This window comes from Amycolatopsis pithecellobii (assembly GCF_009707865.1).
GTDB classification, from domain to species: Bacteria; Actinomycetota; Actinomycetes; order Mycobacteriales; family Pseudonocardiaceae; genus Amycolatopsis_E; species Amycolatopsis_E pithecellobii.
The window spans coordinates 35,359-60,083 of the sequence record NZ_WMBA01000020.1 but is presented as its reverse complement, the minus strand read 5'-3'; the positions used below and the strand labels follow the sequence as shown (position 1 = coordinate 60,083).

General features: G+C 68.1%; 24 protein-coding genes. 17 read left to right on the top strand and 7 right to left on the bottom strand.

Annotation, left to right across the window (positions count from 1 at the left end; all coding sequences use genetic code 11):
• The first annotated feature begins 87 nt into the window (after nt 1-87).
• The 4 genes from GKO32_RS15405 to rnc all read left to right on the top strand — a co-directional run bounded on the left by GKO32_RS15405 (nt 88) and on the right by rnc (nt 2,455).
• A complete protein-coding gene (locus GKO32_RS15405; protein ID WP_312867964.1) occupies nt 88-807 on the top strand; it encodes a F0F1 ATP synthase subunit B in 720 nt (239 codons plus the stop codon).
• Between the two features lie 55 nt (nt 808-862).
• On the top strand, nt 863-1,450 hold the full coding sequence (locus GKO32_RS15400) for a YceD family protein (RefSeq protein ID WP_154757544.1): 588 nt from the start codon (nt 863-865) through the stop codon (nt 1,448-1,450).
• Between the two features lie 73 nt (nt 1,451-1,523).
• Entirely contained in the window at nt 1,524-1,706 is a 183-nt protein-coding gene (gene rpmF, locus GKO32_RS15395; RefSeq protein WP_312867963.1) for a 50S ribosomal protein L32, read from the top strand.
• A gap of 11 nt (nt 1,707-1,717) precedes the next feature.
• Nucleotides 1,718-2,455, top strand: a complete 738-nt coding sequence (gene rnc, locus GKO32_RS15390; protein WP_154757543.1) for a ribonuclease III — start codon at nt 1,718-1,720, stop codon at nt 2,453-2,455.
• Here rnc and GKO32_RS15385 read toward each other — a convergent pair.
• Nucleotides 2,452-3,021, bottom strand: a complete 570-nt coding sequence (locus tag GKO32_RS15385) for a Uma2 family endonuclease (protein ID WP_166459570.1) — start codon at nt 3,019-3,021, stop codon at nt 2,452-2,454. The two genes, rnc and GKO32_RS15385, sit on opposite strands and share 4 nt — an antisense overlap.
• A gap of 51 nt (nt 3,022-3,072) precedes the next feature.
• Between GKO32_RS15385 and mutM the strand changes: the two genes are divergently transcribed.
• Nucleotides 3,073-3,927, top strand: a complete 855-nt coding sequence (mutM, locus tag GKO32_RS15380) for a bifunctional DNA-formamidopyrimidine glycosylase/DNA-(apurinic or apyrimidinic site) lyase (RefSeq protein WP_312867962.1) — start codon at nt 3,073-3,075, stop codon at nt 3,925-3,927.
• A gap of 60 nt (nt 3,928-3,987) precedes the next feature.
• Here the strand turns inward: mutM and GKO32_RS15375 are convergent, their stop codons facing one another.
• Entirely contained in the window at nt 3,988-4,509 is a 522-nt protein-coding gene (locus GKO32_RS15375; protein WP_154757541.1) for a YflT domain-containing protein, read from the bottom strand.
• A 90-nt stretch (nt 4,510-4,599) separates the two neighbouring features.
• Entirely contained in the window at nt 4,600-6,438 is a 1,839-nt protein-coding gene (gene asnB / locus GKO32_RS15370) for an asparagine synthase (glutamine-hydrolyzing) (protein WP_154757540.1), read from the bottom strand.
• A gap of 350 nt (nt 6,439-6,788) precedes the next feature.
• Here asnB and kdpF point away from each other — a divergent pair, with 350 nt between their 5' ends.
• The 10 genes from kdpF to smc all read left to right on the top strand — a co-directional run bounded on the left by kdpF (nt 6,789) and on the right by smc (nt 19,539).
• A complete protein-coding gene (gene kdpF, locus GKO32_RS39065; RefSeq protein WP_312867961.1) occupies nt 6,789-6,890 on the top strand; it encodes a K(+)-transporting ATPase subunit F in 102 nt (33 codons plus the stop codon).
• A 1-nt stretch (nt 6,891) separates the two neighbouring features.
• A complete protein-coding gene (kdpA, locus tag GKO32_RS15360) occupies nt 6,892-8,538 on the top strand; it encodes a potassium-transporting ATPase subunit KdpA (RefSeq protein ID WP_154757539.1) in 1,647 nt (548 codons plus the stop codon).
• A complete protein-coding gene (gene kdpB, locus GKO32_RS15355; protein ID WP_154757538.1) occupies nt 8,535-10,589 on the top strand; it encodes a potassium-transporting ATPase subunit KdpB in 2,055 nt (684 codons plus the stop codon). The genes kdpA and kdpB overlap by 4 nt, the downstream gene beginning before the upstream one ends.
• A 6-nt stretch (nt 10,590-10,595) precedes the next feature.
• Nucleotides 10,596-11,168: a potassium-transporting ATPase subunit C gene (locus GKO32_RS15350; RefSeq protein ID WP_154757537.1), complete on the top strand. Its 573-nt coding sequence runs from the start codon at nt 10,596-10,598 to the stop codon at nt 11,166-11,168.
• A gap of 4 nt (nt 11,169-11,172) precedes the next feature.
• On the top strand, nt 11,173-13,737 hold the full coding sequence (locus GKO32_RS15345) for a sensor histidine kinase (RefSeq protein WP_376765962.1): 2,565 nt from the start codon (nt 11,173-11,175) through the stop codon (nt 13,735-13,737).
• Nucleotides 13,734-14,435: a response regulator gene (locus GKO32_RS15340; RefSeq protein ID WP_246243799.1), complete on the top strand. Its 702-nt coding sequence runs from the start codon at nt 13,734-13,736 to the stop codon at nt 14,433-14,435. The genes GKO32_RS15345 and GKO32_RS15340 overlap by 4 nt, the downstream gene beginning before the upstream one ends.
• Before the next feature lie 276 nt (nt 14,436-14,711).
• A complete protein-coding gene (locus tag GKO32_RS15335; protein ID WP_312867960.1) occupies nt 14,712-14,942 on the top strand; it encodes a hypothetical protein in 231 nt (76 codons plus the stop codon).
• On the top strand, nt 14,943-15,266 hold the full coding sequence (locus GKO32_RS15330; protein ID WP_154757535.1) for a hypothetical protein: 324 nt from the start codon (nt 14,943-14,945) through the stop codon (nt 15,264-15,266). It begins immediately after the preceding gene.
• A gap of 237 nt (nt 15,267-15,503) precedes the next feature.
• Nucleotides 15,504-15,800: an acylphosphatase gene (locus GKO32_RS15325; RefSeq protein WP_154757534.1), complete on the top strand. Its 297-nt coding sequence runs from the start codon at nt 15,504-15,506 to the stop codon at nt 15,798-15,800.
• Between the two features lie 133 nt (nt 15,801-15,933).
• Complete coding sequence (gene smc, locus GKO32_RS15320) at nt 15,934-19,539, top strand: chromosome segregation protein SMC (RefSeq protein ID WP_312867959.1); 3,606 nt, start codon at nt 15,934-15,936, stop codon at nt 19,537-19,539.
• Nucleotide 19,540: 1 nt separating this feature from the next.
• Here the strand turns inward: smc and GKO32_RS15315 are convergent, their stop codons facing one another.
• The gene (locus tag GKO32_RS15315; RefSeq protein ID WP_154757533.1) at nt 19,541-19,939 is read right to left on the bottom strand and encodes a DUF6292 family protein; all 399 of its coding nucleotides are present in this window, start codon (nt 19,937-19,939) and stop codon (nt 19,541-19,543) included.
• 271 nt (nt 19,940-20,210) lie between these two features.
• Here GKO32_RS15315 and GKO32_RS15310 point away from each other — a divergent pair, with 271 nt between their 5' ends.
• Both GKO32_RS15310 and GKO32_RS15305 read left to right on the top strand, forming a co-directional pair.
• Complete coding sequence (locus tag GKO32_RS15310; RefSeq protein WP_312867958.1) at nt 20,211-21,239, top strand: fatty acid desaturase family protein; 1,029 nt, start codon at nt 20,211-20,213, stop codon at nt 21,237-21,239.
• 9 nt (nt 21,240-21,248) lie between these two features.
• Nucleotides 21,249-21,389: a hypothetical protein gene (locus tag GKO32_RS15305; RefSeq protein ID WP_154757531.1), complete on the top strand. Its 141-nt coding sequence runs from the start codon at nt 21,249-21,251 to the stop codon at nt 21,387-21,389.
• Here GKO32_RS15305 and GKO32_RS15300 read toward each other — a convergent pair.
• From GKO32_RS15300 to GKO32_RS15290, 3 genes are read right to left on the bottom strand one after another with little or no spacing between them, the layout of a single operon-like run.
• The gene (locus GKO32_RS15300; RefSeq protein WP_154757530.1) at nt 21,382-21,981 is read right to left on the bottom strand and encodes a maleylpyruvate isomerase N-terminal domain-containing protein; all 600 of its coding nucleotides are present in this window, start codon (nt 21,979-21,981) and stop codon (nt 21,382-21,384) included. The two genes, GKO32_RS15305 and GKO32_RS15300, sit on opposite strands and share 8 nt — an antisense overlap.
• A complete protein-coding gene (locus GKO32_RS15295) occupies nt 21,982-23,523 on the bottom strand; it encodes a sodium:solute symporter (protein ID WP_154757529.1) in 1,542 nt (513 codons plus the stop codon).
• A gap of 9 nt (nt 23,524-23,532) precedes the next feature.
• Nucleotides 23,533-24,690, bottom strand: a complete 1,158-nt coding sequence (locus GKO32_RS15290) for an anhydro-N-acetylmuramic acid kinase (protein ID WP_154757528.1) — start codon at nt 24,688-24,690, stop codon at nt 23,533-23,535.
• Nucleotides 24,691-24,725 lie beyond the last annotated feature (35 nt).

The window sequence follows — 24,725 nt, the reverse complement described above, 5'->3', positions numbered from 1 at the left end:
CACGCCGGAGGCCGCTTCCGGGCGTCTTCCCCGCTGACCCGGCAGACTGGAGCGAGCCAGCGGGGAAGGGCTAGTCAAGGAGTTGCCGTGTACCGGGTGTTCGAGGCTCTCGACGAGCTCGTCACGATCGTGGAAGAGGCACGTGGAGTGCCGATGACGTCGAGCTGCGTGGTGCCACGCGGTGACGTCCTCGAACTTCTCGACGATGTCCGGGACGCGCTGCCCCGCGAGGTGGACGACGCCCAGGACGTGCTGGACAAGCGCGACGAGCTGATCGACAAGGCCCGTGCGGAATCCGATGCGATGGTCAACGGCGCCCGCGCCGAGGCGGACACCACCGTAAGCGAGGCGACCGAGGAGGCCCAGCGGTTGCTCGAAGACGCACGGGCACGGGCGGAGCAGATCATGGCCGATGCGCACGCCGAGGCCGAGCGAATGGTCGCCGGCGGGCAGGCCGAGTACCAGAATCTGGTGGAACGTTCGCGGGCCGAGTCGGAACGCATGATCGAAGCCGGTCGCGCCGCGTACGAGCGGGCGATCGAGGACGGGCGGCACGAGCAGGCCCGGCTGGTTTCGCAGACCGAGGTCGTGCAGGCCGCGCACGCGGAATCGGCCCGCATCGTCGACGAGGCGCATGTCGAGGCCGATCGCCAGCGCAGTGAGTGCGACGCCTATGTGGACGGCAAACTCGCCGAGTTCTCGGAACTGTTGTCGACCACGCTGCGCACGGTCGATTCCGGCCGCAACCACCTGCGCACCCCGCCCGGTGCCGGGCAGCGAAGCCCGCTCTACGACTTCCAGCCGTAAGGGCCGGTAGGCTGGTGAGGCTGTCCGCCTCATCGACGATCCGAGTGCACCCAAAATGTCTGACGAACACAGTTCCCTCGACACCCGCAATCCCTGGGTGGTCGACACCCGTGAGCTGGGGCGTCGCGCCGGCCTGAGCCGCGATGTGCGCCGAGATGTCCCGGTCGGAGCCTCGCTCGGCTTTCCCGGCGTGATCGTCGTGCCCGAGGGGTCCGAGATCGAGCTCGACCTGCTGCTGGAGTCCGTTGTGGAGGGTGTGCTGGTCACCGGTACCGCCACCGCGCACACCACCGGCGAATGCTCGCGCTGCCTCGACCCCATCGAGGGTGACACCGAGATCCACCTGACCGAACTGTTCGCCTACCCGGACTCGACCACCGAGGCCACCACCGAAGAAGACGAGGTCAGCCGCCTGATCGACGACCGGATCGACCTGGAGCCGGTGGTCCGTGACGCGCTGGTGCTCGCGCTGCCGCAGGTGCCGTTGTGCCGCGAGGACTGCCCCGGGTTGTGCCCGGACTGTGGTGCGAAGTGGGCCGATCTCGAGCCCGGACACGGGCATGAGACCATAGATCCTCGGTGGGCCGCGCTGGTCGAGCGTTTCGGTGATGCTCCGGCTGCGGGTCCCGACCAGGAAGCCTGACGAGCACCAGCTCGCCCAGCCAGTAAGCAGGCTCGCACCAGCGGGCTGAGAACCTTGACGAGGAGATGTAGTCGTGGCCGTCCCGAAGCGGAAGATGTCGCGAGCCAACACGCGCACCCGCCGGTCGTCGTGGAAAGCGGCCCCGGTGCAGCTGGTGGCCTGCTCGAACCGTGCCTGCCGGCAGCTGAAGCCGCAGCACGTGGCCTGCCCGACCTGCGGCCAGTACGACGGTCGGCAGGTTGTCGAGCCCGCCTGAGGCTGACCGAGATGGGGGGTAAGCCGAAGCCGGGAAGGCCGGTGACCGACCCTGCGCCCTTGCTCGAAGCGCTCGGCGTCGATCTGGACGCCGAGCTGCTTTATCTTGCGTTGACGCACCGTTCGTACGCCTACGAGAACGGTGGGTTGCCGCCGAACGAGCGGCTTGAGTTCCTCGGCGATGCCGTGCTGGGGCTCGTGGTCACTGATCACCTGTACAACGCGCATCCCGATCTCCCCGAGGGGCAGCTCGCGAAACTGCGGGCCAGCGTGGTGAACATGCACGCGCTGGCCGGTGTCGCCCGCGGCCTCGGCGAAGGCGGGCTCGGTGCACATCTGCTGCTGGGCAAGGGCGAGGAGCTCACCGGCGGGCGGGACAAGGCGAGCATTCTGGCCGACGGCCTCGAAGCCATGATCGGCGCGGTGTACCTGGCACAGGGCATCGAGGCGGGGCGCGCGCTGGTGCACCGGCTGTTCGACCCGTTACTGGCGGAGGCGCCGCTGCGCGGGGCCGGGCTGGACTGGAAGACGAGCCTGCAGGAGCTGACCGCGTCGGCGGGTCTGGGGGTGCCCGAGTACAAGGTCGAAGACACCGGTCCGGACCACCGCAAGGAGTTCAGCGCGACGGTGCTCATCGCCGGCCGGGACCTGGGCCACGGTGACGGCACCACGAAGAAGGAAGCTGAGCAGAAGGCCGCGGAAACCGCCTGGCGCTCGCTGAACGAAGAACTCAAACAGGACGAGAACTAGCCGAAGCGGCTGGTATCCAGTTCGAGCCCGATCGGCTCGGGAATCTCGACCTTCTCGCCGAACGGCGTGATCGTGGTTTTGCGGTACTCACCCTTTGCAGGTTCGGCGTAGACGATGCAGCGTGCGCCCTCCGGTGCGTGATCGTCGATCAGCAGGTACACCGGAACTCGCCCGTACGCGTAGGCCGCGAGCTTGTTGCGACGGTCGTAGTCCGCGTTGCCCGGTGAGGTGATCTCGACGACCAGCAAGGTGTGTTCGGCCAGAACCGTCCCGTGCTGCTCGCGAGGCGTGTCCCGCGGCATCACCAGGAGATCCGGCACGTACAAGCTGGCGAGTTCCGGAATGCGCAAACCGCGACGCTGGTAGATACCCCGTTCTTCGCCCAACCCCATGATCAACATCCTGCTGACAAGATCGGCGATGTTGTGGTGCGCGTCCGCGGGAGGTGGGGTGAGGCGCAAGGCCTCGTCGGCGATCTCGGCTTTCCAGCCGTCCGGCGCATCAAGCGTCTGCCAGGCCTGAAACAGTGCTGACCAGCCGGTAGCAGGCTCGAGGGCGATGCTCACGGGGCCACCTCCTCTTCTGGTCAAGGGTATCGCGAACAGTAACCTGGAGCTGTGCCGGAACTTCCCGAGGTCGAGGTGGTCCGCGCCGGGTTGCAGGCGCATGTGGCCGGGCGCGTCATTGCGCGGGTGGACGTGCTGCATCCGCGGGCGATCCGGCGGCACGAGCTCGGGCCGGAGGACTTCACCGGCCGCCTCGCCGGGGCTCGCGTCGAAGCCGCGCGGCGGCGGGGTAAGTATCTGTGGCTCGAATTGTCCGACAAGGAAGCCATTCTCGCGCATCTCGGCATGAGCGGGCAGATGCTCGTCCAGCCCGAAGGCACACCCGACGAGAAGCACCTCCGCGTGCGGGTCCGCTTCGACGATGGCGGGCCCGAACTCCGGTTCGTCGACCAGCGCACGTTCGGCGGGCTGGCCTTGGCCGATCTCGCCGGCCCCGAACTCCTCCCGGCGCCGATCGCGCACATCGGCCGTGACCCGATGGACCCCGCGTTCGACCCGCGGCAGGCCGTGCGCGCGCTGCGGTCACGCCGCACCGAGGTGAAGCGTGCGCTGCTGGACCAGACCCTGGTATCCGGCGTCGGCAACATCTACGCCGACGAAGCCCTTTGGCGCGCCCGCCTCCACTGGTCCCGGCCGACCGAAAAACTGACCAACGCGCAAGGCTCGAAGCTGCTCGAAGCCGCGACCGAGGTCATGGCCGAGGCACTCAACGCGGGCGGCACGTCCTTCGATGCCTTGTATGTCAACGTAAACGGCCAGTCCGGCTACTTCGAACGCTCGCTCAACGTCTACGGCAAGGCTGACCAGCCCTGCCCCCGCTGTGGCACCCCGATCCGCCGCGAGCCGTTCATGAACCGGTCCTCCTACTTCTGCCCGCGCTGCCAGGTCCGTCCGCGGCGCAACTGACCACTGTGGACACATGAGGAAAGGGCCCCGCGCGAACGCGAGGCCCTTTCCCAGGCAAGATCAGCTGTTCAAACCCGTGCGTGCCGCCAGGTTGGCCAGTAGCTCCCGGCCGCGCTCGGCGTTATGCGGCTGGCTCAGCACGTCGTACCGGCGCGCCACCAGCTGGCTGTGCGAAACGAAGTCCCGGCGGCCACGGCTCGCGCCGTACCCGGCTGCGGCGAACACCATGCTGAACGCGACACCCGCGACCAGCCCGATGAGGATCGGCAGCAGCCCGGCACCGGTGCTGAACATGCTCAGCAGCAGCCCGACGAACAAACCGAACCAGGCACCGGACATCGCGGCGTTGCGAAGCACCCGGCCCCAGCTGAGCTTCCCCGCGACACGCTCCACGAGCATCGGCTCAATACCGACGATCGTCACGTCGGCCACCGGGAAGTCGGCATCGGCAAGGTGGTCCACCGCCCGCTGGGCCTGCTCGTACGAGTCGTAGGACCCGATCGGCCACCCGGTGGGCAGCGTCGGCAGCTGCGGGTTCGCGGGGGCGTTGCTGAACGCGGTCTGCGTGAACGCTGTCGTCATGTCTCTCACCTCTCTACCCTCCTCAACGCATACCCCGCGCCGCTTGTGCCTTATGCCGGAATTTCACAGCGAATTTTCAGGTGTGCCGCGTCAGGCTAGCTCGATCTCGGGGCGGTAGATGTCGAACCAGTGGTGCAGGTCGAGCGTCCGGTCCAGCCCCTGCCGGACCAACGGCGTGATCGAGCCGTGCTCCATCTCGACAGCACCGGCCAGCCAGGTGCGATCGATCAACGTGAACACCGGGCTGTCGCGCTCGGCGAGCACCTCCTTCGCCTGCCGCTGCAACTCCTTCGCGTAGTTGGGGTCCTGTGTGGACGGATAGGGGCTTTTCACCCGCTCCGCAACGGACTGTGGCAGCACGTGTTTCGTGGCATGCCGCAGCAGGCTCTTTTCCCTGCCGTCAAAGGATTTCAGCGACCACGGCGTGTTGTAGACGTACTCGACGAGCCGGTGGTCGCAGAACGGCACGCGTACTTCGAGCCCGACGGCCATCGACGCGCGGTCCTTGCGGTCCAGCAACATCCGCACGAACCGGGTCAGGTGCAGGTTGCAGACGGTCCGCATCCGCCGCTCGAACTCGCTCGCGCCCTCGACGTGCTCGACCCCGGCCACGGCGGTCTGGTACTGGTCGGCGACGTAACGGTCCAGGTCGAGCAGGTTCGTGACATCCTTCCGCAACAGGTTGCTGCGATCGGTCAAGGGGTTCTGGAACGCCAGCCACGGGAACGTGTCGGCGTTGCGTGCGGTCTCGTCGTGGAACCAGCGGTAGCCGCCGAACACCTCGTCGGCCGACTCACCGGACAGCGCGACCGTCGACTCGCCGCGGATCGCCTTGAACAGCAGGTACAACGACGTGTCCATGTCGCCGAAGCCGGCCGGGATGTCGCGAGCCGTGACGACCGCGCGGCGCACCGCCGGATCGCTCAGCGCGACCGGGTCGAGCATGACGTCCTGGTGGGACGAGCCGACCAGCTTCGCGACGTCGCGGATGTACGGCGAGTCCGGGGTGTCACGCATCTCGTCGGGCTGGAAGTTCTCCTCTTGCCCGAAGAAATCCACGGAGAACGTACGCAACTGCTCGCCCTGTTCGGCCAGGCGCGCGGCGGCGAGACCGGTGACAGCACTGGAGTCGAGCCCGCCGGACAGCAGCACGCAGCGCGGCACGTCCGCGACGAGCTGCCGGTGCACGATGTCGGTCATCAGCTCACGCACGCGGGCGACGGTGGTTTCCTGGTCGTCGGTGTGCGGGACCGCGTCGAGCTTCCAGTACGTGCGGTGGTGCGTGCCCGAGGCGTCGACGCGGATGATCGTGCCCGGCTCGACCTCGTACATCCCCTTCCACAGCGACCAGCCGGGCGTCTTGGTGAACGCGAACAGCTCGCGCAGCCCGTCGGCGTCGACCACCTTGCGCGCCAACGGGTTCGCGAGGATCGCCTTGGGTTCCGAGCCGAACAGCACCCCGTCGCGGGTGGGGTAGTAGTAGAACGGCTTGATGCCCATCCGGTCGCGGATCATGACGAGCTTCTCGTCGCGGGCGTCCCAGATCGCGAACGCGTACATGCCGTTGAGGTGGTCTGCGACGGCTTCGCCCCATTCGAGATAGCCGTGCAGCACGACTTCCGTGTCGCTGTCGGTCTCGAACGAGTGGCCCAGACCAGTCAGCTGTTCGCGCAGTTCGGTGAAGTTGTAGGCCTCCCCGCTGTAGACCATGACCACCTCGCCTGCCGGGGTGCGCACCGACATCGGCTGGTGGCCACCCGGCAGGTCGATGATCGCGAGGCGGCGGTGCCCGAGAGCCGCGTGCGGCGCGAGCCACGTGCCCTCGTCATCGGGGCCACGGCAGGCCATCGTCGCCGTCATCGCGTCGAGAACTTGGCGTTCCTGGGTGAGATCCGCGTCGAACGAAACCCAGCCCGTGATACCGCACATGTGCCACTGCCTCCCAGTTTGCTTAGTGACTGCAACTATGCGTAACGCAGTAGTAACACAGAAGCGCCCTCGGTGTCTGCGCGAATTGTCGGATCTGTGCGGTTGTGTTAACGGTGGGTGTGGGAGGTCTCACGAGGCGTCAAGAAGGCGTAAATGCGCAGGAAACGCGCGTCAAGACACCGTCAGCGCAGCTCACCGGGCGCAGCCCGGGGTCGCACAGTGTTGCCCGGGGCGGTCGCCATCCGGGTGACCCGCTGAAAGAGGTGCGAAGTGGCGGACTTGCTGTACGCCGTGTTGCTGATCGCCGTGTTCGCGGCGCTCGCATTGACCCTGCGCGGACTGGAGAAACTGTGACGGGGACCGGCGTGGTGGCCAACGTCGTGGGTGGCGTGCTGGCACTGGGATTGATCGGCTATCTCTTCATCGCGTTGATCAGGCCGGAGAAGTTTTGAGATGAGCGACCTCGCTGCCGGCTTCATCCAGGTCGGCATCCTCCTCGTCGCCCTCGCGGTGGTCTACAAACCGCTCGGCGACTACCTGGCCAGGGTGTTCACGTCCGAGAAGCACCTGGCGATCGAACGGGGCATGTACAAGCTGTTCCGGGTCAAACCGGATGTCGAACAGCGCTGGCCGACCTATGCCATGGGTGTACTCGGTTTCTCGTTCGTGTCGGTCGTGCTGCTGTATCTGTTGCAGCGCCTGCAATCCGTGCTGCCGCTGAGCTTCGGCCGCGGTGCGGTGAGCCCCGGCATGGCGTTCAACACGGCGGTCAGCTTCGTCACCAACACGAACTGGCAGTCCTATGTGCCGGAGTCGGTGCTGGGTGACACCGTGCAGATGGCCGGGCTGACCGTGCAGAACTTCTTGTCCGCGGCGGTCGGGCTCGCGGTGGCGATCGCGCTCGTGCGCGGGTTCGTCCGCCGCCAGACCGACCGGCTCGGGAACTTCTGGGTCGATCTCACCCGTGGCACGATCCGGGTCCTGCTGCCGATGTCGGCCTTGTTCGCGCTTGTGCTGATCGCACTCGGCGTGACGCAGAGCCTCAAGTCCGGTGTGGACGTCCCCAGTGGACAGATAGCGCTCGCGCCGACGGCGAGCCAGGAAGCCATCAAGGAACTCGGGACCAACGGTGGCGGCATCTTCAACGCCAACTCCGCGCACCCGTTCGAGAACCCGAACATCTGGACCAATCTCATCGAGATCTTCCTGCTGCTGGTGATCCCGGTGTGCCTGACCCGCACATTCGGCACGATGGTCGGCAATCGCAAGCAGGGCTACGTGCTGGTGTCGGTCATGGGTGGCATCTGGGCTGCGGTGCTGGCGTGGGTGTGGCTCGCCGAGACGCACCCGAACGGTCCCGCCGCGCTGCTCGCGGGCGCGAACCTGGAAGGCAAGGAACAGCGGTTCGGCCTTTCCGCGTCCTCGCTGTTCGCCACGAGCACCACCGGGACCTCGACCGGCGCGGTGAACTCGATGCACGACAGCTTCACCGGTCTCGGTGGCGGCGGACCGTTGCTGAACATCCTGCTCGGCGAGGTGACTCCGGGCGGGGTCGGCACCGGCCTGTACGGAATTCTCGTGGTGGCGATCATCGCGATGTTCCTCGCCGGCCTGATGGTCGGGCGCACGCCCGAATACCTGGGCAAGAAGCTGGGCAGGCGCGAGGTGACCGCGGCGGCGATCTCGATCCTCGCGATGCCGACCGTGGTCCTGTTGGGCACCGGCGCGGCATTGCTGATGCCCGACACGTCCTCGGCGCTCAACAACAATGGCGCGCACGGACTTTCGGAACTGCTCTACGCCTATGCCTCGGCCGGTAACAACAACGGCAGCGCGTTCGCCGGGATCACCGTGACCAGCAACTGGTTCCAGTCGACGCTCGGCGTCGCGATGCTGCTCGGCCGGTTCGTGCCGATCGTGGCCACGCTGTGCCTCGCCGGTGCGCTCGCGCAGCAGAAGAGGGTTCCGGAAAACGAAGGCACCCTGCCCACCACCGGGCCGCTGTTCGGCTCGCTGCTGGCCGGCACCATCGTTCTCGTCGCGGCGCTGACGTTCATCCCGGCGCTCGCGCTCGGCCCCTTTGCGGAGGCTCTGGCATGACCGTCACCGAAGAAAAACCCAGGATCGAAACCCCGGTGGAGGACCACCGGGTCGGGGCGGGCGCGTTCCGGCCGCGCCAGCTGCTGACGTCGGTCCCGGACGCATTGCGCAAGCTCAACCCCCGGCACCAGTTGCGCAATCCCGTGATGTTCGTGGTCTGGGTCGGTTCGGTGCTGACCACGGTGTACGCGATCGGCGAGCCGAGTGTGTTCTCGATCGGTATCGCGTTGTGGCTGTGGTTCACCGTGGTGTTCGCGAACCTGGCGGAGGCGGTCGCCGAGGGGCGTGGCAAGGCGCAGGCGGAATCCTTGCGCCGCACCAAAAAGGAGACCGTCGCCCGCCGGGTGACCGCTTCCGGTGGTGAGGAGCCGGTGCCCGGAGTCGAGCTCAAGGTCGGTGACCTCGTGATCGTCGAGGCGGGCGAGCTGATCCCGGGTGACGGCGATGTCGTCGAGGGCATCGCGACCGTCGACGAATCCGCCATCACGGGTGAGTCGGCCCCGGTGATCCGGGAGTCCGGCGGGGACCGCTCGGCCGTCACCGGTGGCACCACGGTGCTGTCCGACCGGATCATCGTGAAGATCACCACCAAGCCCGGTGAGTCCTTTGTGGACCGCATGATCGCGTTGGTGGAAGGTGCTTCCCGGCAGAAGACCCCGAACGAGATCGCGCTCACCATCCTGCTGTCCACGCTGACGATCATCTTCCTGCTCGCCGTCGTGGCGCTGCAACCGATGGCACGCTACTCCGGCAGCGAGCAGTCGGTGATCGTGCTGACCGCACTGCTGGTGTGTCTCATCCCCACGACGATCGGCGCGTTGCTGTCGGCGATCGGCATCGCGGGCATGGACCGGCTGGTGCAGCGCAACGTGCTCGCCACGAGTGGTCGCGCGGTCGAGGCGGCGGGCGACGTGTCGACGCTGCTGCTGGACAAGACCGGCACCATCACCTTCGGCAATCGCAAGGCGACCGAGCTGATCCCGGTTGGACAGTCCACTATGGACGAGATGGTCGAGGCCGCACGGTTGTCCAGCCTCGCGGACGGCACCCCGGAAGGACGCAGCATCATCGAGCTGACCGGCCCGGCGAGCGCCGAGCCCGGTGGCGAGTTCGTCCCGTTCACCGCGCAGACCCGGATGAGCGGGATCAACATCGGTGACCGCGAGATCCGCAAGGGCGCGACCGGTGCGGTGCGGGACTGGGTGCGCGAACACGGCGGGGATTTCCCGGACCAGACCGAGCGGGCGGCCGACGAAATCGGCCAGCAGGGCGGAACTCCGCTCGTGGTGGCCGAACTCGTCCGCGGGCGCGCGTTCGTGCGTGGCGTGATCCGGCTGTCCGATGTGGTCAAACCGGGCATGCGCGAGCGGTTTGCCGAGTTGCGCAAGATGGGCATCCGCACGGTGATGATCACCGGGGACAACCCGCTCACCGCGAAGGCCATCGCGGCGGACGCCGGTGTCGACGACTACCTCGCCGAGGCCAAGCCCGAGGACAAGATGGCCTTGATCCACAAGGAGCAGGAGGGCGGCAGGCTCGTCGCGATGACCGGCGACGGCACGAACGACGCGCCCGCGCTGGCCGCGTCGGACGTCGGGGTCGCGATGAACACCGGCACCTCGGCGGCCAAGGAAGCCGGGAACATGGTCGATCTCGACTCGAACCCGACGAAGCTGATCGAGATCGTGGAGATCGGCAAGCAGTTGCTGATCACCCGCGGCGCGCTGACCACGTTCAGCGTGGCCAACGATCTCGCGAAGTACTTCGCGATCCTGCCGGCCATGTTCGTCGCGATCTACCCGCAGCTGAGCGTGCTCAACATCATGCAGCTGCACTCGCCGCGGTCGGCGATCCTGTCGGCGGTGATCTTCAACGCCCTGGTCATCGTGGCCCTGATTCCGCTGGCGCTGCGCGGTGTGCGGTACAAGCCGTCGAGCGCTTCGGCGCTGCTGCGGCGAAATCTGCTGATCTACGGTGTCGGTGGGATTGTCGCGCCGTTCCTCGGCATCTGGCTGGTGGACCTGCTGGTCCGCCTCATTCCGGGAATGTGAACTGTGATGCTCAAGCAAACAATGGCCGGGCTCAGGGTGCTGCTCGTGTTCACCGTGCTGCTCGGGGTGCTCTATCCGCTCGGAATCTGGGTGGTGTCCCGGGTCCCGGGCCTGCAAGCGAAGGCCGAGGGCTCGGTCGTCACGGTGCACGGGCAGGCCGTGGGTTCGTCACTGATCGGGATCGACCCGGTGCCCGCCGACCCCGCCCGTGACCCGTACTTCCACACCCGGCCGTCGGCGGCGAGCCTGCCCGCCTCCGGCGCGTCGAACCTCGGCGGGTTCAGCGACAAGCTGGTGGGGCAGATCCAGGAGCGCAAGGATGCCATCGCGCAGCGGGAAGGCGTCGCGCCGGGCGCGGTGCCCGCGGACGCGGTGACGGCTTCGGCGTCGGGCCTCGACCCGACGATCAGCGTCGCGTACGCCGACCTCCAGATCGCGCGGGTCGCGCGGAACACGGGGTTGCCCGAGGCGTTCGTGAGCCAGCTGGTCGAGGAGAACACGACCGGCTACGGGATCGGTATCCCGGGTGTGAACGTCCTCGAACTGAATGTGGCCGTGGCCGCCGCGAGAGCACACTGAGAAGGTGGACGGACAGCAGGACAAGCCGCGCCGGGGAGAGTTGCGCATCTACCTCGGTGCGGCTCCTGGCGTGGGAAAGACCTACGCCGTGCTCGGTGAGGCCTGGCGCCGCAAGGAACGTGGTACCGATGTGGTCGTCGGCATCGTGGAGACGCACGGTCGCAAGAAGACCGCGGAGCTGGTGGAGGGGCTGGAGATCGTGCCCCGCCGACGCGGTGAGTACCGCGGTCATGAGTTCACCGAGATGGACGTGGACGCCGTGCTCGCGCGGCGGCCGGAGGTCGCGGTCGTCGACGAGCTCGCGCACACCAACATTCCCGGTTCTCGCAACGAAAAGCGCTGGCAGGATGTGCTGGAGCTGCTCGACGCCGGGATCGACGTGCTGTCCACTGTGAACGTCCAGCATCTGCAGAGTCTCAACGACGTGGTGGAGAAGATCACCGGCGTGCCGCAACAGGAAACCGTGCCCGACGAGGTCGTGCGCAAGGCCGAGCAGGTGGAGCTGGTGGACATCACGCCCGAGGCGCTGCGGCGCAGGCTTGCGCACGGCAACGTCTATCCCGCCGAACGGATCGACGCCGCACTCGGCAACTACTTCCGGCCCGGCAACCTCACCGCGTTGCGCGAGCTGGCGCTGCTGTGGGTGGCCGATCAGGTGGACGTCGCGTTGCAGCGGTACCGGCAGCAGCAGCACATCACCGACACCTGGGAGACCCGCGAGCGGGTCGTCGTGTCGATCACCGGCGGGCCGGAAAGCGAGACACTGATCCGACGAGCGAGCCGCATCGCCGCGCGCGCCGGGGCGGAACTGCTGGTGCTGCACGTGTTGCGCGGTGACGGGTTGTCCGGGCTCGGGCCCGCCGAAATGGGGCGCTACCGCAAGCTCGCCGAGCAGCTCGGCGCCACCTTCCACACCGTCGTCGGCGACGACGTGCCGACGGCGCTGCTGGAGTTCGCGCGCGGGGTCAACGCGACTCAGCTGGTGGTCGGCACCTCGCGCCGGTCACGCCTGGCGCGGCTGTTCGACGAGGGGATCGGGGCGACCGTGGTGCAGCGCTCCGGTGCGATCGACGTGCACATGGTCACGCACGAGGAAGCCGGTGGCCGGTTGCGGAGGTTGCTACCGCGACGGAGCCCGCTGAAGCCGTCGCGCCGCGCCCTCGGCTGGGCGCTGTCGGCGCTGGTGCCCGGCCTCGCCACGGTCATCGGGGTGCTGCTGCGTGGTCAGCTCGACTTGTCCACGGACATCGTCGACTACTTCCTGGCCACCGTCGTGGTCGCGCTGGTCGGCGGGCTCGGACCGGCGCTCGTGGCCGCGCTGCTTTCGGCCGGGCTGCTCAACTTCTTCTTCACCGAGCCGCTCTACACGCTGACCGTGCATGCCCAGAGCAATGTCATCACGCTGGTCGCGATGGTCGTGGTGGGCGTGCTCGTCGCGCTGGTGGTGGACACGGCGGCGCGGCTCGCGAAACAGGCGGCGGAGGCCAGGACCGAGGCATCGTTGCTGGCTTCGTACGCGCGTACGGTGCTCACGAACACCGCGCCGTTGCCGAGGCTGCTGGAGAAGGTACGTGAGAACTTCGGACTGGAATCGGTGAGCCTGCTGGAAAAACAGGACGGTGAATGGCGCAGGGTCGAAGAATGCGGGCCCAATCCGTGTGGTGAACCCGACGAGGCCGATATCGACGTCCCGGTGACTCCCGACGTGCATCTGACGTTGCGCGGCCGGGCCCTTCCCGCCGAAGACCGGCGAGTGCTGGAGGCGGCGGCCGGGCAGGCGCTGCTTGCGTTGCGGCAGCAGCGAATGGCGGCGGCGACCGCACGTGCCGAGCGCAAGGCCGAGGCAACCGAGCTGCGGACGGCGTTGCTGTCCGCGCTGGGGCACGATCTGCGCACTCCGCTCACGTCGATCAAGGCCTCGATCGGCAGCCTGCGCGCGCACGACATCGAACTGTCGCCTGAGGACACCGAGGAACTCCTTGCCACCGCGGAGGAATCGACCGACCGGCTCGCCGCGCTCGTGGACAACCTGCTCGACTCGTCGCGGCTGGCGACCGGCGCGGTGCGCCCGCAACCGCGGCCCGTCGGGTACGACGAGGTGGTCGCACACGCACTGTCCACTGTGGATAATTCGGACTCGGTGGTGGTCGATGTGGACGAACGGCTGCCCGCGGTACTCGCCGATCCGGGGCTGCTCGAACGCGTCGTGGCGAACGTGATCGACAACGCGCTGCGCCACGGCAAGAACGGCCGGGTAGCCGAGCCCGTGTCGGTCCGGGGCAGCACCTACGCGGAGTACGTGGAGCTGCGCATCGTCGATCACGGGCGCGGGTTGCGCAAAGGTGCGGCAGAATCGGCGTTCGCGCCGTTCCAGCGGCTCGGAGACCGGGACAACACGCCCGGCATCGGGCTCGGTTTGTCCGTGGCGAAGGGGTTCACGGAGGCGATGGACGGCACGATCAGGGCGGAGGACACGCCCGGCGGCGGACTCACCGTGGTGATCTCGCTGCGGGCCTACGCGGCGCCACAGGTGGTGCCGCTGGTGGATATCGAGGAGCGGGTGAGATGACAGCGCCGATGACACCGGCGACGGTCCTCGTGGTGGATGACGAGCCGCAGATCGTGCGAGCGTTGCGGATCAACCTCACCGCGCGCGGTTACAAGGTGATCACCGCGCATGACGGCGCGGCGGCGCTGCGTGCGGTGGCGGACACGAAACCCGACGTGGTGGTGCTGGATCTCGGGTTGCCCGACATGGACGGCAACGAGGTCATCGCGGGCCTGCGTGGCTGGACGACGGTGCCGATCATCGTGCTTTCCGCGCGCAGCGACTCGCCGGACAAGGTGCAGGCGCTCGACGCCGGCGCGGACGACTACGTGACGAAACCGTTCGGGATGGACGAATTGCTGGCCCGGCTGCGCGCCGCCGTGCGCCGGTCCTCGGTGTCCACTATGGATGGTGCGGATGCGGTGGTGCGGACCGGAGCGTTCACTGTGGACCTCGCGGCGAAGAAAGCCGAACGCGACGGCCAGGAAGTGCACCTGACGAAAACCGAGTGGGGCGTGCTGGAACTGCTGATCCGCAACCGGGGGCGGCTGGTTTCGCAGAAGCAGCTGCTGCGTGAGGTCTGGGGCCCGGCGTATGAGAACGAAAGCCACTATCTGCGCGTGTACCTGGCCCAGCTGCGCCGAAAACTGGAACAGGAACCGTCGCGGCCCCGGCACCTGCTCACCGAACCCGGCATGGGCTACCGCTTCGAACTCTGACCCCGCGAGTTGAGCGTTCCCGATGCGCGAGTTGAGCGTTCCCGGCGCTCGCAACGCTCAACTCGCACGCAACGCTCAACTCGCGCGCATGCAACGCTCAACTCGCGCGCATGCAACGCTCAACTCGCGCGCATGCAACGCTCAACTCGCGCGCATGCAACGCTCAACTCGCGCGCATGCAACGCTCAACTCGCGCGCACACAACGCTCAACTCGCACGCTCGCAACGCTCAACTCGCGCGGGGCTGGCTCGCGGAATCAGTTTCCGCTGGGGCTTGTGCTGCCACTGCCGGTCGACGTGGAGCTGTCCGGGGGAGTGCTGCTCTGCGTCGACGAGGTGGACGGCGGGGTGGCCGAGCTCGAGCTGGTCGGGGGCGTCGAGCTGGGCGGCGTCGATGACGGCGGCTTCGGCGTGGTCGACGAGTGCGGCGGCGGCGAGGACGGCGGGTCCTCGCGCGGGGGACTGGTCGGGTTCGTCGGCGGAATCGTCGTGCCGGGCGGGATGTAGGTGCCGGGCGGGATCGGCGTGCCCGGGGGCAGCACGATCGGCTGCGCGTTCGAGCCGGGCGCGGGCAAGATCGTCACCACGGGCGTGCCGTCGGGGCCGACCGACACCACGGCGGTCGGCGATTTCGTCGGGTCCGGTTTGGCCGGGCCGCTCACCGTCATGGTGCCCGGCACCGCACTGCCCTCGATCACCTGCGGACCGGACGAAGAGTTCGCGTTGCCGCCCTTGAGATCGGAGGCGACGTTCGTGGACGGGGTCGCCAGCTGCGCGATACCGGCGAATGCCGTGGCGAGCACGACGCCGCTGGCGGCGAGCAGCACGTAACCGGTGCGCTTCGCGCGCGACGAGGGATCGCGGGGTGGGGCGACCGCGATGCGCTGACCCGAACGTGACCCTGACTGGGTCATGGTGGCTCCTTGATGAGGGAATTCAGCCTTTGTTGCCTGGGCGGAACAGCCCGGGCGGGTGGACCCGACCGGGAGGTTAGCACCGCCCGTTCACGGTGTGCATGCGGTCTAGCGCGCAGTGTTGACTGTCCGCAGTCATCCGGGGTGCGGCACCATGGGAGCCGTGAATCCCGAACAGAATGCGGTGCGGCTCACCGCGTGGGTGAGCGGCAGGGTGCAGGGCGTCGGTTTCCGCTGGTGGTGCCGCTGCCGTGCGCTTGAGCTCGGGCTGGTCGGCAGCGCGGAGAATCTGCGGGACGGCAGAGTCGAGATCATCGCAGAGGGGCCGAAAGATCACTGTGAGCAGCTGTTGTCCCTACTAAGGTCCGATTCATCACCCGGAAGTGTGGATCAGGTCGTGGAGCATTGGTCATCGGCTCAGGGTGGCCTCTACGGATTCGACGAAAAATGAGGCTGCTGAGTTCGTTGTGACGCCTGAGGTGCGGCACGCCGGACCGAGCTGTGCGTCCCGCGATCGCCCACGGCGCCTCGGTAGACTCGCCCAGATCTGGCAGTGCTCGCAGCACCGGAGGGGTCCCCGCCACGTGCATCTGAAAAGCTTGACGTTGAAGGGCTTCAAGTCCTTCGCCTCGGCCACCACGCTGCGGTTCGAGCCCGGCATCACCTGCGTGGTGGGGCCGAATGGTTCGGGCAAGTCGAACGTGCTCGACGCGTTGCGCTGGGTGATGGGCACGCAGGGCGCCAAGGATCTTCGCGGCGGCAAGATGGAGGACGTCATCTTCGCCGGCACCTCCGGCCGCGCCCCGCTCGGCCGCGCCGAGGTCACGCTCACCATTGACAACGCCGACGGCGCGCTGCCCATCGAGTACTCCGAAGTCTCCATCACCCGGCGCATGTTCCGCGACGGCGCGAGCGAGTACGAGATCAACGGGAGCTCGTGCCGCCTGCTCGACATCCAGGAACTGCTGTCGGACTCCGGGATCGGCCGCGAGATGCACGTCATCGTCGGGCAGGGCCAGCTGAGCCAGATCCTGGAGTCCAAGCCCGAGGAGCGCCGCGCCTTCATCGAAGAGGCTGCGGGGGTGCTGAAACACCGCAAGCGCAAGGAAAAGGCGCTGCGCAAGCTCACCGCGATGCAGGGCAACCTCGACCGCCTCGGTGACCTGACCGCGGAGCTGCGCCGCCAGCTCAAACCGCTGGGCAAGCAGGCCGAGATCGCCCGCAAGGCGCAGACCGTCCAGGCCGAGCTGCGGGATGCGCGGTTGCGCCTGCTCGCCGACGACCTCGTCACCCAGCGCGGCGCGATCGCCAAAGAAGAGGCGGACGAGGCCACGGCCAGGGCGCGTCGCGCCGAGGTCGAGCAGGCGCTGGAAATGGTCAGCGCCGAGGAGAACCAGCTCGAAGCACTGCTGGCCGAGGACGCGCCGCGGCTGGCCGCGACGCAGGACACCTGGTACAAGCTTTCGGCCCTCGGCGAGCGCTTGCGTGGCACGGTGCGGCTCGCCGTCGAGCGGCAGCGACACCTGTCCGCCGACGTCGAAACCCAGCAGACCGGACGGGATCCCGAGGAGCTGCTCGCCGAGGCCGAACAGGTCGCCGAGCGCGAAGAGGAGCTCAACGAGGCCGTCACGCAGGCTCGCGCGATGCTGTCGGAGGCGGTGCAGCGGCGCGAGCAGCTCGAACACGCGGTGCAGGCCGCGGAAAAGGCGCATATGGCCGCCGTCCGCGCGATCGCCGACCGCCGTGAGGGCATCGCGAAGCTGACCGGCCAGGTGGAAGCCTTACGCAGCAAGAACGGCGCCACCTCCGACGAGATCGACCGGCTCACCACGTCGATCGACGAGGCCGCCGCGCGCGCCGAGATTGCGGTCGAGGAACTCGAAGAAGCCAAGGCCGAGGGCGGCATCGAGGAGTCCGACGACCTGGAGCTGAAAGCCCGGCATGACCGCGCGATCGAGGCGGCGGCTGCCGCGAAGGCGCGCGTCGACGAGCTGGTCAAGGCCGAGCGCGCCACGGAACGGGAGATCGCCTCGGAGAAGGCGCGGGTGGACGCGCTGTCGATGGGCTTGCGGCGCAAGGACGGCGCGGGCGCACTGCTGTCCGCTTCGGACCAGCTGCCGGGCCTGCTCGGTTCCGTCGCCGCGTTGCTGACCGTGGAGCCGGGTTTCGAAGTCGCGCTCGCCGCCGCGCTGGGGCCGGTCGCCGACGCGGTCGCGGTGCACGGCGGCGAAGGCGCGATCGCCGCGCTGAAGTACTTGAAGGACAACGACTCCGGCCGGGCGGGCGTGTTGCTCGGCGGACAACAGTACACAGTGGACACTTCGGGTTGGCCCTCGCTGCCTGAAGGTGCCCGATGGGCGCGTGAAGTCGTTGCCGCGCCGGAGGTGTTGCGGCCGGCGGTGGAACGCGCGCTGGACCGCGTCGCCGTGGTATCCGATTTGGACGGTGCGCGCCGGCTGGTCGCCGTGCATCCCGAGGTCAGCACGGTGACCACCGAGGGCGACGTTTTCGGTGCGCACTGGGCGGTCGGCGGTTCCGCGCGCAGTGAAAGCGTGATCGAGGTCCAGGCCGCGGTCGACGAGGCGCAGGACCGGTTGCTGGCCGCGGAACGCGGTCTCGAACGCACCGCCGCCGAGCTGGACGGCGCTCGCGCCGAGCAGCAGGCGCGTGCCGATGACGTGACCGAGGCCCGGGAAGCGCTCAACGAAGCCAAAGTCCGCAAGGCGCGGTCCTCGGAGCGGCTGAACCGCCTGCAGCAGGCGGCCCGTTCGGCGGAGGCCGAGGTCAGCCGGTTGCACCAGCAGCGCGCGAAGGTCGAGGCCAGTCGCGAAGAGGCCGTGGGAAAGCTCGCCGAACTGGAGGAACGGCTGTCGCTGGTCGCCGAGGAGTCGGTCGACGAGGATCCGGACACCAGCGAACGGGACGAGATGGCCGAGCAGCTCGCGGTCGTCCGGCAGGAAGAGGTCGAGGCGCGGCTGTCACTGCGCACCGCGGAGGAGCGGGCCCGCAGCATCGCGGGTCGCGCGGAGTCGCTGCGCCGGGCCGCGTACGCCGAGCAGCAGGCGCGCGAGCGCGCGGAGAAAACCCGTGCGGCACGGGCGAAAGGTGCCGCCATCGCCGCCGCGGTCGTCGACGCCGGTGAGTTCGCGCTGGACCGCATCGAGCAGTCGGTGCAGCGCGCGGCAGCCGAGCGCGACGAGGTGCAGGCCGCGCGCCAGGGCCGGGAGACGGCACTCGCGCAGGTCCGCAGCCGGGTCCGTGAGCTGGCCGGTGAGCTGGAGAAACTGACCGACGCCGTGCACCGGGACGAGGTGCTGCGCGCCGAGCAGCGGCTGCGGCTGGAACAGCTGGAAACCAAGATCTCCGACGACTTCGGCATCGGCCTGGAGGACCTGGTTTCCGAGTACGGGCCGGACGTTCCGGTGCCGCCCGGCGCCGGGGAGATGGCCGAGTACGAAGAGGCGCGCGAGCGCGGCGAGTCGGTGACCGCGCCGCCGCCGATCCCGTACGACCGCGCCACGCAGGAGCGCCGCGCCAAGCGCGCGGAGAAGGACCTGTCGATGCTCGGCAAGGTCAACCCGCTGGCGCTGGAGGAGTTCGCCGCGCTGGAGGAACGCTACAAGTTCCTGTCCACGCAGCTGGAGGATCTCAAGGCGACGCGCAAGGACCTGCTGACGGTGATCAAGGAGGTGGACGACAAGATCCTCGAGGTCTTCACGTCCGCCTACCACGACGTCGCGCGCGAGTTCGAAACCGTGTTCTCCGTGCTGTTCCCCGGTGGCGAAGGTCGCATGGTGCTGACCGAGCCGGGCGACATGCTCGCGACCGGCGTCGATGTCGAGGCCCGCCCGCCCGGCAAGAAGGTCAAGCGGCTGTCGCTGTTGTCCGGTGGCGAGAAGTCACTGGTCGCGGTGGGCATGCTGGTGGCCATCTTCCGCGCCCGGCCGTCGCCGTTCTATGTCATGGACGAGGTCGAGGCCGCGCTGGACGACACCAATATGCGGCGGCTGATCGGCCTGCTGGAGCAGCTGCGCGACTCGTCGCAGCTGATCATCATCACGCACCAGAAGCCGACCATGGAGATCGCCGACGCGCTCTACGGCGTCAGCATGCAGGGCGACGGGATCACCAAGGTGATCTCCCAGCGGCTGCGCGAGGACAAGGTCGAAGTAGTGTCCACAGTGGACTGAGCTAGGACACGTAGGGCAGTAGCCGTTCGGCCAGACCGGGCCGGTTGCCGTCGGTGCTGAACGCCGGCCGGTGCCCTTCCCGCCGGCGCCCCGCGAGCACGTCCCGCACGAAACGGGCCACCAACGGCGGTTCCGGCACCGGGTCTTCGCCGAAGTATGCGATCACCGCGGACGGGGCGGTTTCCACGGCGAGCGCCCAGCCGTCGCGCTCGCTCCACACCAGCATCAGGTCCTCGCCCGGGTGCCGGGCCTCCCTGCGGAGTGCCAGGTAGGCGGTGGCGGTGTCACTGATCTCGAAGCTGGTGCCCTCCGCGGGAAGGTCGAGGGCGTCGGCCACAGCACGCACGTATCCCTCGAGGCCGCGACTGAGATCGAACGTGCGGTCAGCTGCCCGGTCCATGATTCGATTTTACCGATCCGACCGAAAGTAGGCGGATACGGTCCGCAGCCGATCTGCTTGTGGACACCCGTTTCCGCCGTGGCTGCTGTCGGATCGGTAACGAATGACCCAGTACTGGCAGGAGGCCGGGGTCGTCGCGGCCAGCGGAACCTTTCCGGTTGCCCGGGCGTTTCCACGTAAAGTCGCCTGTTTTGCGTGTCGTGTCGCCAGCGCGCTTCGCGGAGCCTTCGGCTATCCGGACCCCGACGAAAGTTCTTGGTGACCAGCTTTGGTGATCGACACGTCCAGCGCGCCCGCACGGCCGGGCAGCGACTTCACGCGGTTGTCCCGCCTGATCAACCAGCGGGGGCTGCTGAAGCGGCGCCCCGGCGACTATGCCGTGAAGTTCGCCCTCAACGGCCTGCTGCTCACCGTCGGCGGCGTCGCGTTCGTCCTCATCGGAGCATCGTGGTGGAACCTGCTGACGGCGGCGTTCTTCGCGGTCGTCTTCGCGCAACTCGCCTTCATCGGCCACGACGCCGGGCACAAGCAGATCTTCCGCGGCAAGCGGGCCAACGACTTCGTCGGGCACCTGCACGGCGCGCTGGTCGGGATGAGCTACGGCAACTGGGTCGGCCAGCACAACCGGCACCACGCCAACCCCAACCACGAGGACGACGATCCGGACCTCGACATCCCGGCACTGGCCTTCACCACCGAGCAGGCCATGGGCAAGCGCGGCATGCTGCGCTGGATCGCGAAGTACCAGGCGTATCTGTTCTTTCCGCTGCTTCTCCTGGAAGGTTTCAGCCTGCACCACTCGGGTATTCGTGCCGTCGTGCGCCGCGAGGTCAAGGCCCACAAGCTCGAATCCGTGCTGATCTTCGGGCACATCGCCGCCTACCTGGCCGCGGTGTTCCTGGTGCTCTCGCCGCTGCAGGCGCTCGTGTTCATCGTGGTGCACCAAGGGCTGTGGGGCGTCTACATGGGTTGCTCGTTCGCGCCCAATCACAAGGGCATGCCGACGTTGACCGCGGCGCGGAAGTTCGACCACCTGCACAAGCAGGTGCTGACATCCCGTAACGTTCGCGGTGGACGGGTCGTCGACTACGTCCTGGGCGGGCTGAACTACCAGATCGAGCACCACCTGTTCCCGAGCATGCCGCGGTCGAACCTGCGGCACGCTCAGCCACTGGTTCGCGAGTTCTGCGCCCGGCTCGGCCTGCCGTACCACCAGACCACCGCAGTCGGCTCGTATGCACAGGTACTGAGCCACCTGCACGCCGTCGGTGCGCCACTGCGCGCGCCGGCCGTCTCCTAGAGGAGTTCCATGAGTGCACCGACCCCGGCCGACCAGCCGCTGTTCAGCCACCAGACCGACGACGAGCCGGTCGAGTACCCGCACCCGGCCGGTGGCCACGAGGCCGGCGACCTCAACGCGCCGTTCTCGGCGCCGGACGCCGCTAGCTGATCGGGACGCTGCCGTCCCATTCGGACAGTGGGGCGCAGTGCCACTGCCACTTCGTGAGTCGTGGCAGGTCGTCGAGCGGGGCGCGGCCGTTGGCCCACAACAGGGTCGGCCAGGGATCGGTGTCCGTGGGCGCCCACGGGAACAGCCGGTACAGCACGGCGGCCGCGAGCCGCGGCGGCGCCTCGAATCCGGTGCCGAGGCCGAGCGCGGCGTCGTAGGTGTGGACCAGCAGCTCGTCACCGGCCATCGCCGCGAACCCCGACACGTCGGCGAGACCGGCCGGGTGGAAACCGCGTGCCTCGGGTGCCGTCGTGTGCAGGACCGCGGCCAGCACCTTCGCCGTGGTGCCCAGTGTGACGAGCAGCTCCGCGGGCGCCGACTCCGGGCGCGTCTTGATGTCCATTGTGGACAGCTCCGTGGGGCCGGCGGCGAGATCGTAGGCGTACCAGTGCATGCAGTCCCCGGTGTGCGCGACGACCTCGGCGACCGTCATGTCCAGGTCGGGTACCTTCGCGGCCCAGTCGCGGTCGAGGTGGCCGGAGAGGAACCCGGCGCACACCTCGGCCGTACTGAGCAGGATCTTCGCGTCCATCTACACCGGCTCCGGTTCCCTTGCCTCCTGATCGACTCGCGGGTCACGAGTGCGATGACGCAGCGACAGCGCTCCGCCGACGACCAGCGTAATGAGCACCCCGAGCAGGGTGTACCAGGGGAAGGCCAGCACGACCGGCTTCGCGCCGGGCGCGGGCGGGATCTTCACCCACAGCACCACGACGGCCATCGCGGCGACCGTCACCACGAACGCGATGATCGCGTCCAGCTGCCGGGCCCGGGTGATCCACATGCCGAGGAAGAATGCGCCCAGCATCGCGCCGTAGGTGTAGCCGGTGATCGACAGGCCCTGTTCGATCACCGGATTGTTGCGGCTGGAGAACAATGAGCCGAACACCGCGAACACCACGGCCCATATGAGTGTCCACATGCGACCGTGCCGCAACACCTTGGAGTCCTCGGGTTTGCGCCGGGTGAACCGCTGGTACAGATCGGCGACGGTCGAGTTCGAGAGTGCGTTGAGCGCGGAGGCCAGTGCACCCATCGTCGAGGCGAGGATCGCCGCGATCAGCAGCCCGGCCACGCCGACGGGCAGCTCGCTGGTGATGAAATTGGTGAAGACGTCGTCACTGCTCTTCACGCCCAGCGCCTTGAGGTTGCGGAACCCGTTGTGGGCCCACAACATCGCGCCGACGAGCAGGAACAGTCCGAATTGGATGGTCACCGCGATCCCGCTGCCGATCAACGCCTTGCGCCCATCCGAAATGCTGCGGCAGGCCAGGAACCGTTGCACGATCAGCTGATCGGAGCCGTGCGAGGCCATCGTGAAGATCGCGCCACCGACGACAGCGGTCAGGAACGCGTACTGGCTTGTCAGCAGGTGCAGCCCGGCGAAGTTGAAGTCGAACACCTTGAAGACGCCCGCATCCGAGGCACGCGAAGTCCAGCCGGACGGCAGTTTCGTGGCGAGCACGATCGCCGCGACGATGGCGGCGCCGACGTAGACGGTCAGCTGGATGACATCCACCCACACGACCGCCTTGATCCCGCCGACGAGCGCGTAGACGACGGTCAGCGCGGTCAGGACCACCACGATCTGCCAGTACTGGACGTGCAGGCCGTAGTGGGAAAGGATCACCTGGATCGGGATCGCGCCTGCGAAGAGCCGCACGCCCTCGGCGAGCAGCCGGGTGACGATGAACGCGACACTCGACACGCCCTGCATCGTCGGGCCGAAGCGTTCCCCGAGGTAGGCGTAGGCCGTGGACTGCTGGCCCTGGAAATACCGCGGCAGCAACACGAACGACACGAGCGTCCGGCCGATGATGTAGCCGAATGGCAGCTGTAGATAGGTGAAACCGTTGTAGTTGCCCGACGCCGCCCAGATCAGCCCTGGGGTACTGATGACGGTCAGGGTGGACGTCTCGGTGGCGACGATGGAGAAACACACGGCCCACCAAGGCAGGCTGCGCTCGCCGATGAAGTAGTCCGCCGCTGATCGTTGTCTGCGCCCGACCAGCACGCCGATGGCCGGCATGGCGGCGAGGTAGACGACGATGATGACCAGGTCCACCGGATGCATTCGTCTCTCCTACTCTTCCGGAGTCACGGCCGCCACCCGTAGCCGGGTAACGATTTCCGTAGATGGTGGCGGCAGCGTCAGTGGGTCACGGCCGGGCGTGATGCTGCCCAGCAGGCGCGGTCCGCCGCCGGTGACGCCGTCCGCCGGCAGGCCGTGCCAGGTGAGCCAGCCGAGCAGCGCGGCCAGGTAAGCCTCCTTCGCCGCGCGTGGCAGGCCGAGTTCATCGCTGGTGACAAGGCGGGTGCCGGGAAGGTTCCTCACGAGGGCGCGCATGAGCGCCGGGTTTTCCACGCCACCACCGGACGCGACCACCGTCCTGGCGTTTCCGCAGGCGGCGGCGACGGTCCGGGCGGTCAGTTCGGTGAGCGTCGCCAGCAGGTCCGTCAGTTCCAGGTCTATACCGTCGAGGTAGCCGCTGTGGAACAGTTCCTTGCCGGTGGATTTCGGTGGTGCGGCGCCGTAATACGGTTCGGCGAGCAACCTCCTCAGCAGCTCGTGGTCAACTTTCCCTTGTGCGGCAAGAGTTCCGTCGACGTCGCAGCGCAGCCCGGCCCGCCGCGCCGCCAGATCGAGCAGCGCGTTGCCGGGCCCGGTGTCATAGGCGATCGCAGCACCGTCCGGCTGGACCACCGTGACGTTCGCGATGCCGCCGATGTTCAGCGCGACGGCGGGGTGCCCGGAGGATTCGGCGAGACCGCGCAACCACAACCGGTCGAGGATGCCGGCCAGCGGGGCGCCGTGCCCGCCGGCCGCGATGTCACGGGCGCGCAGATCCGACACCACGGGCAGGCCCGTCCGTTCCGCGATCCACGCCGGCTGGCCGAGTTGCAGAGTGCCGCGAGCCCGGCCGTCCTCGACCCAATGGAACAAGGTCTGGCCAAGCGACGCGATGAGATCGGCCGGGCCGAAGCGTTCGATTGCCTGCCAGGCGGCCTCGGCGAACGCCTGACCGACGCCGGTGTCGAGGCGGGTGAGCTCTCCGGCGCTGGTGTTCGCGGGCGGCAACGCGTCCAGCAGCCGGATTGGTAACTGGGCGGGGTAAGGAACTTCGAGCGCGCCGAGCGGGCGCAGCACGATTTCGCCGCCGTCCAGCCGCAGGTCGGCGACCGCTACGTCGATACCGTCGATGGAGGTGCCGGAGATGAGCCCGGCGACGCGTTCACCCATGCGGCAGCGGTGTAGTCGGCCGGTGACCGGACCGC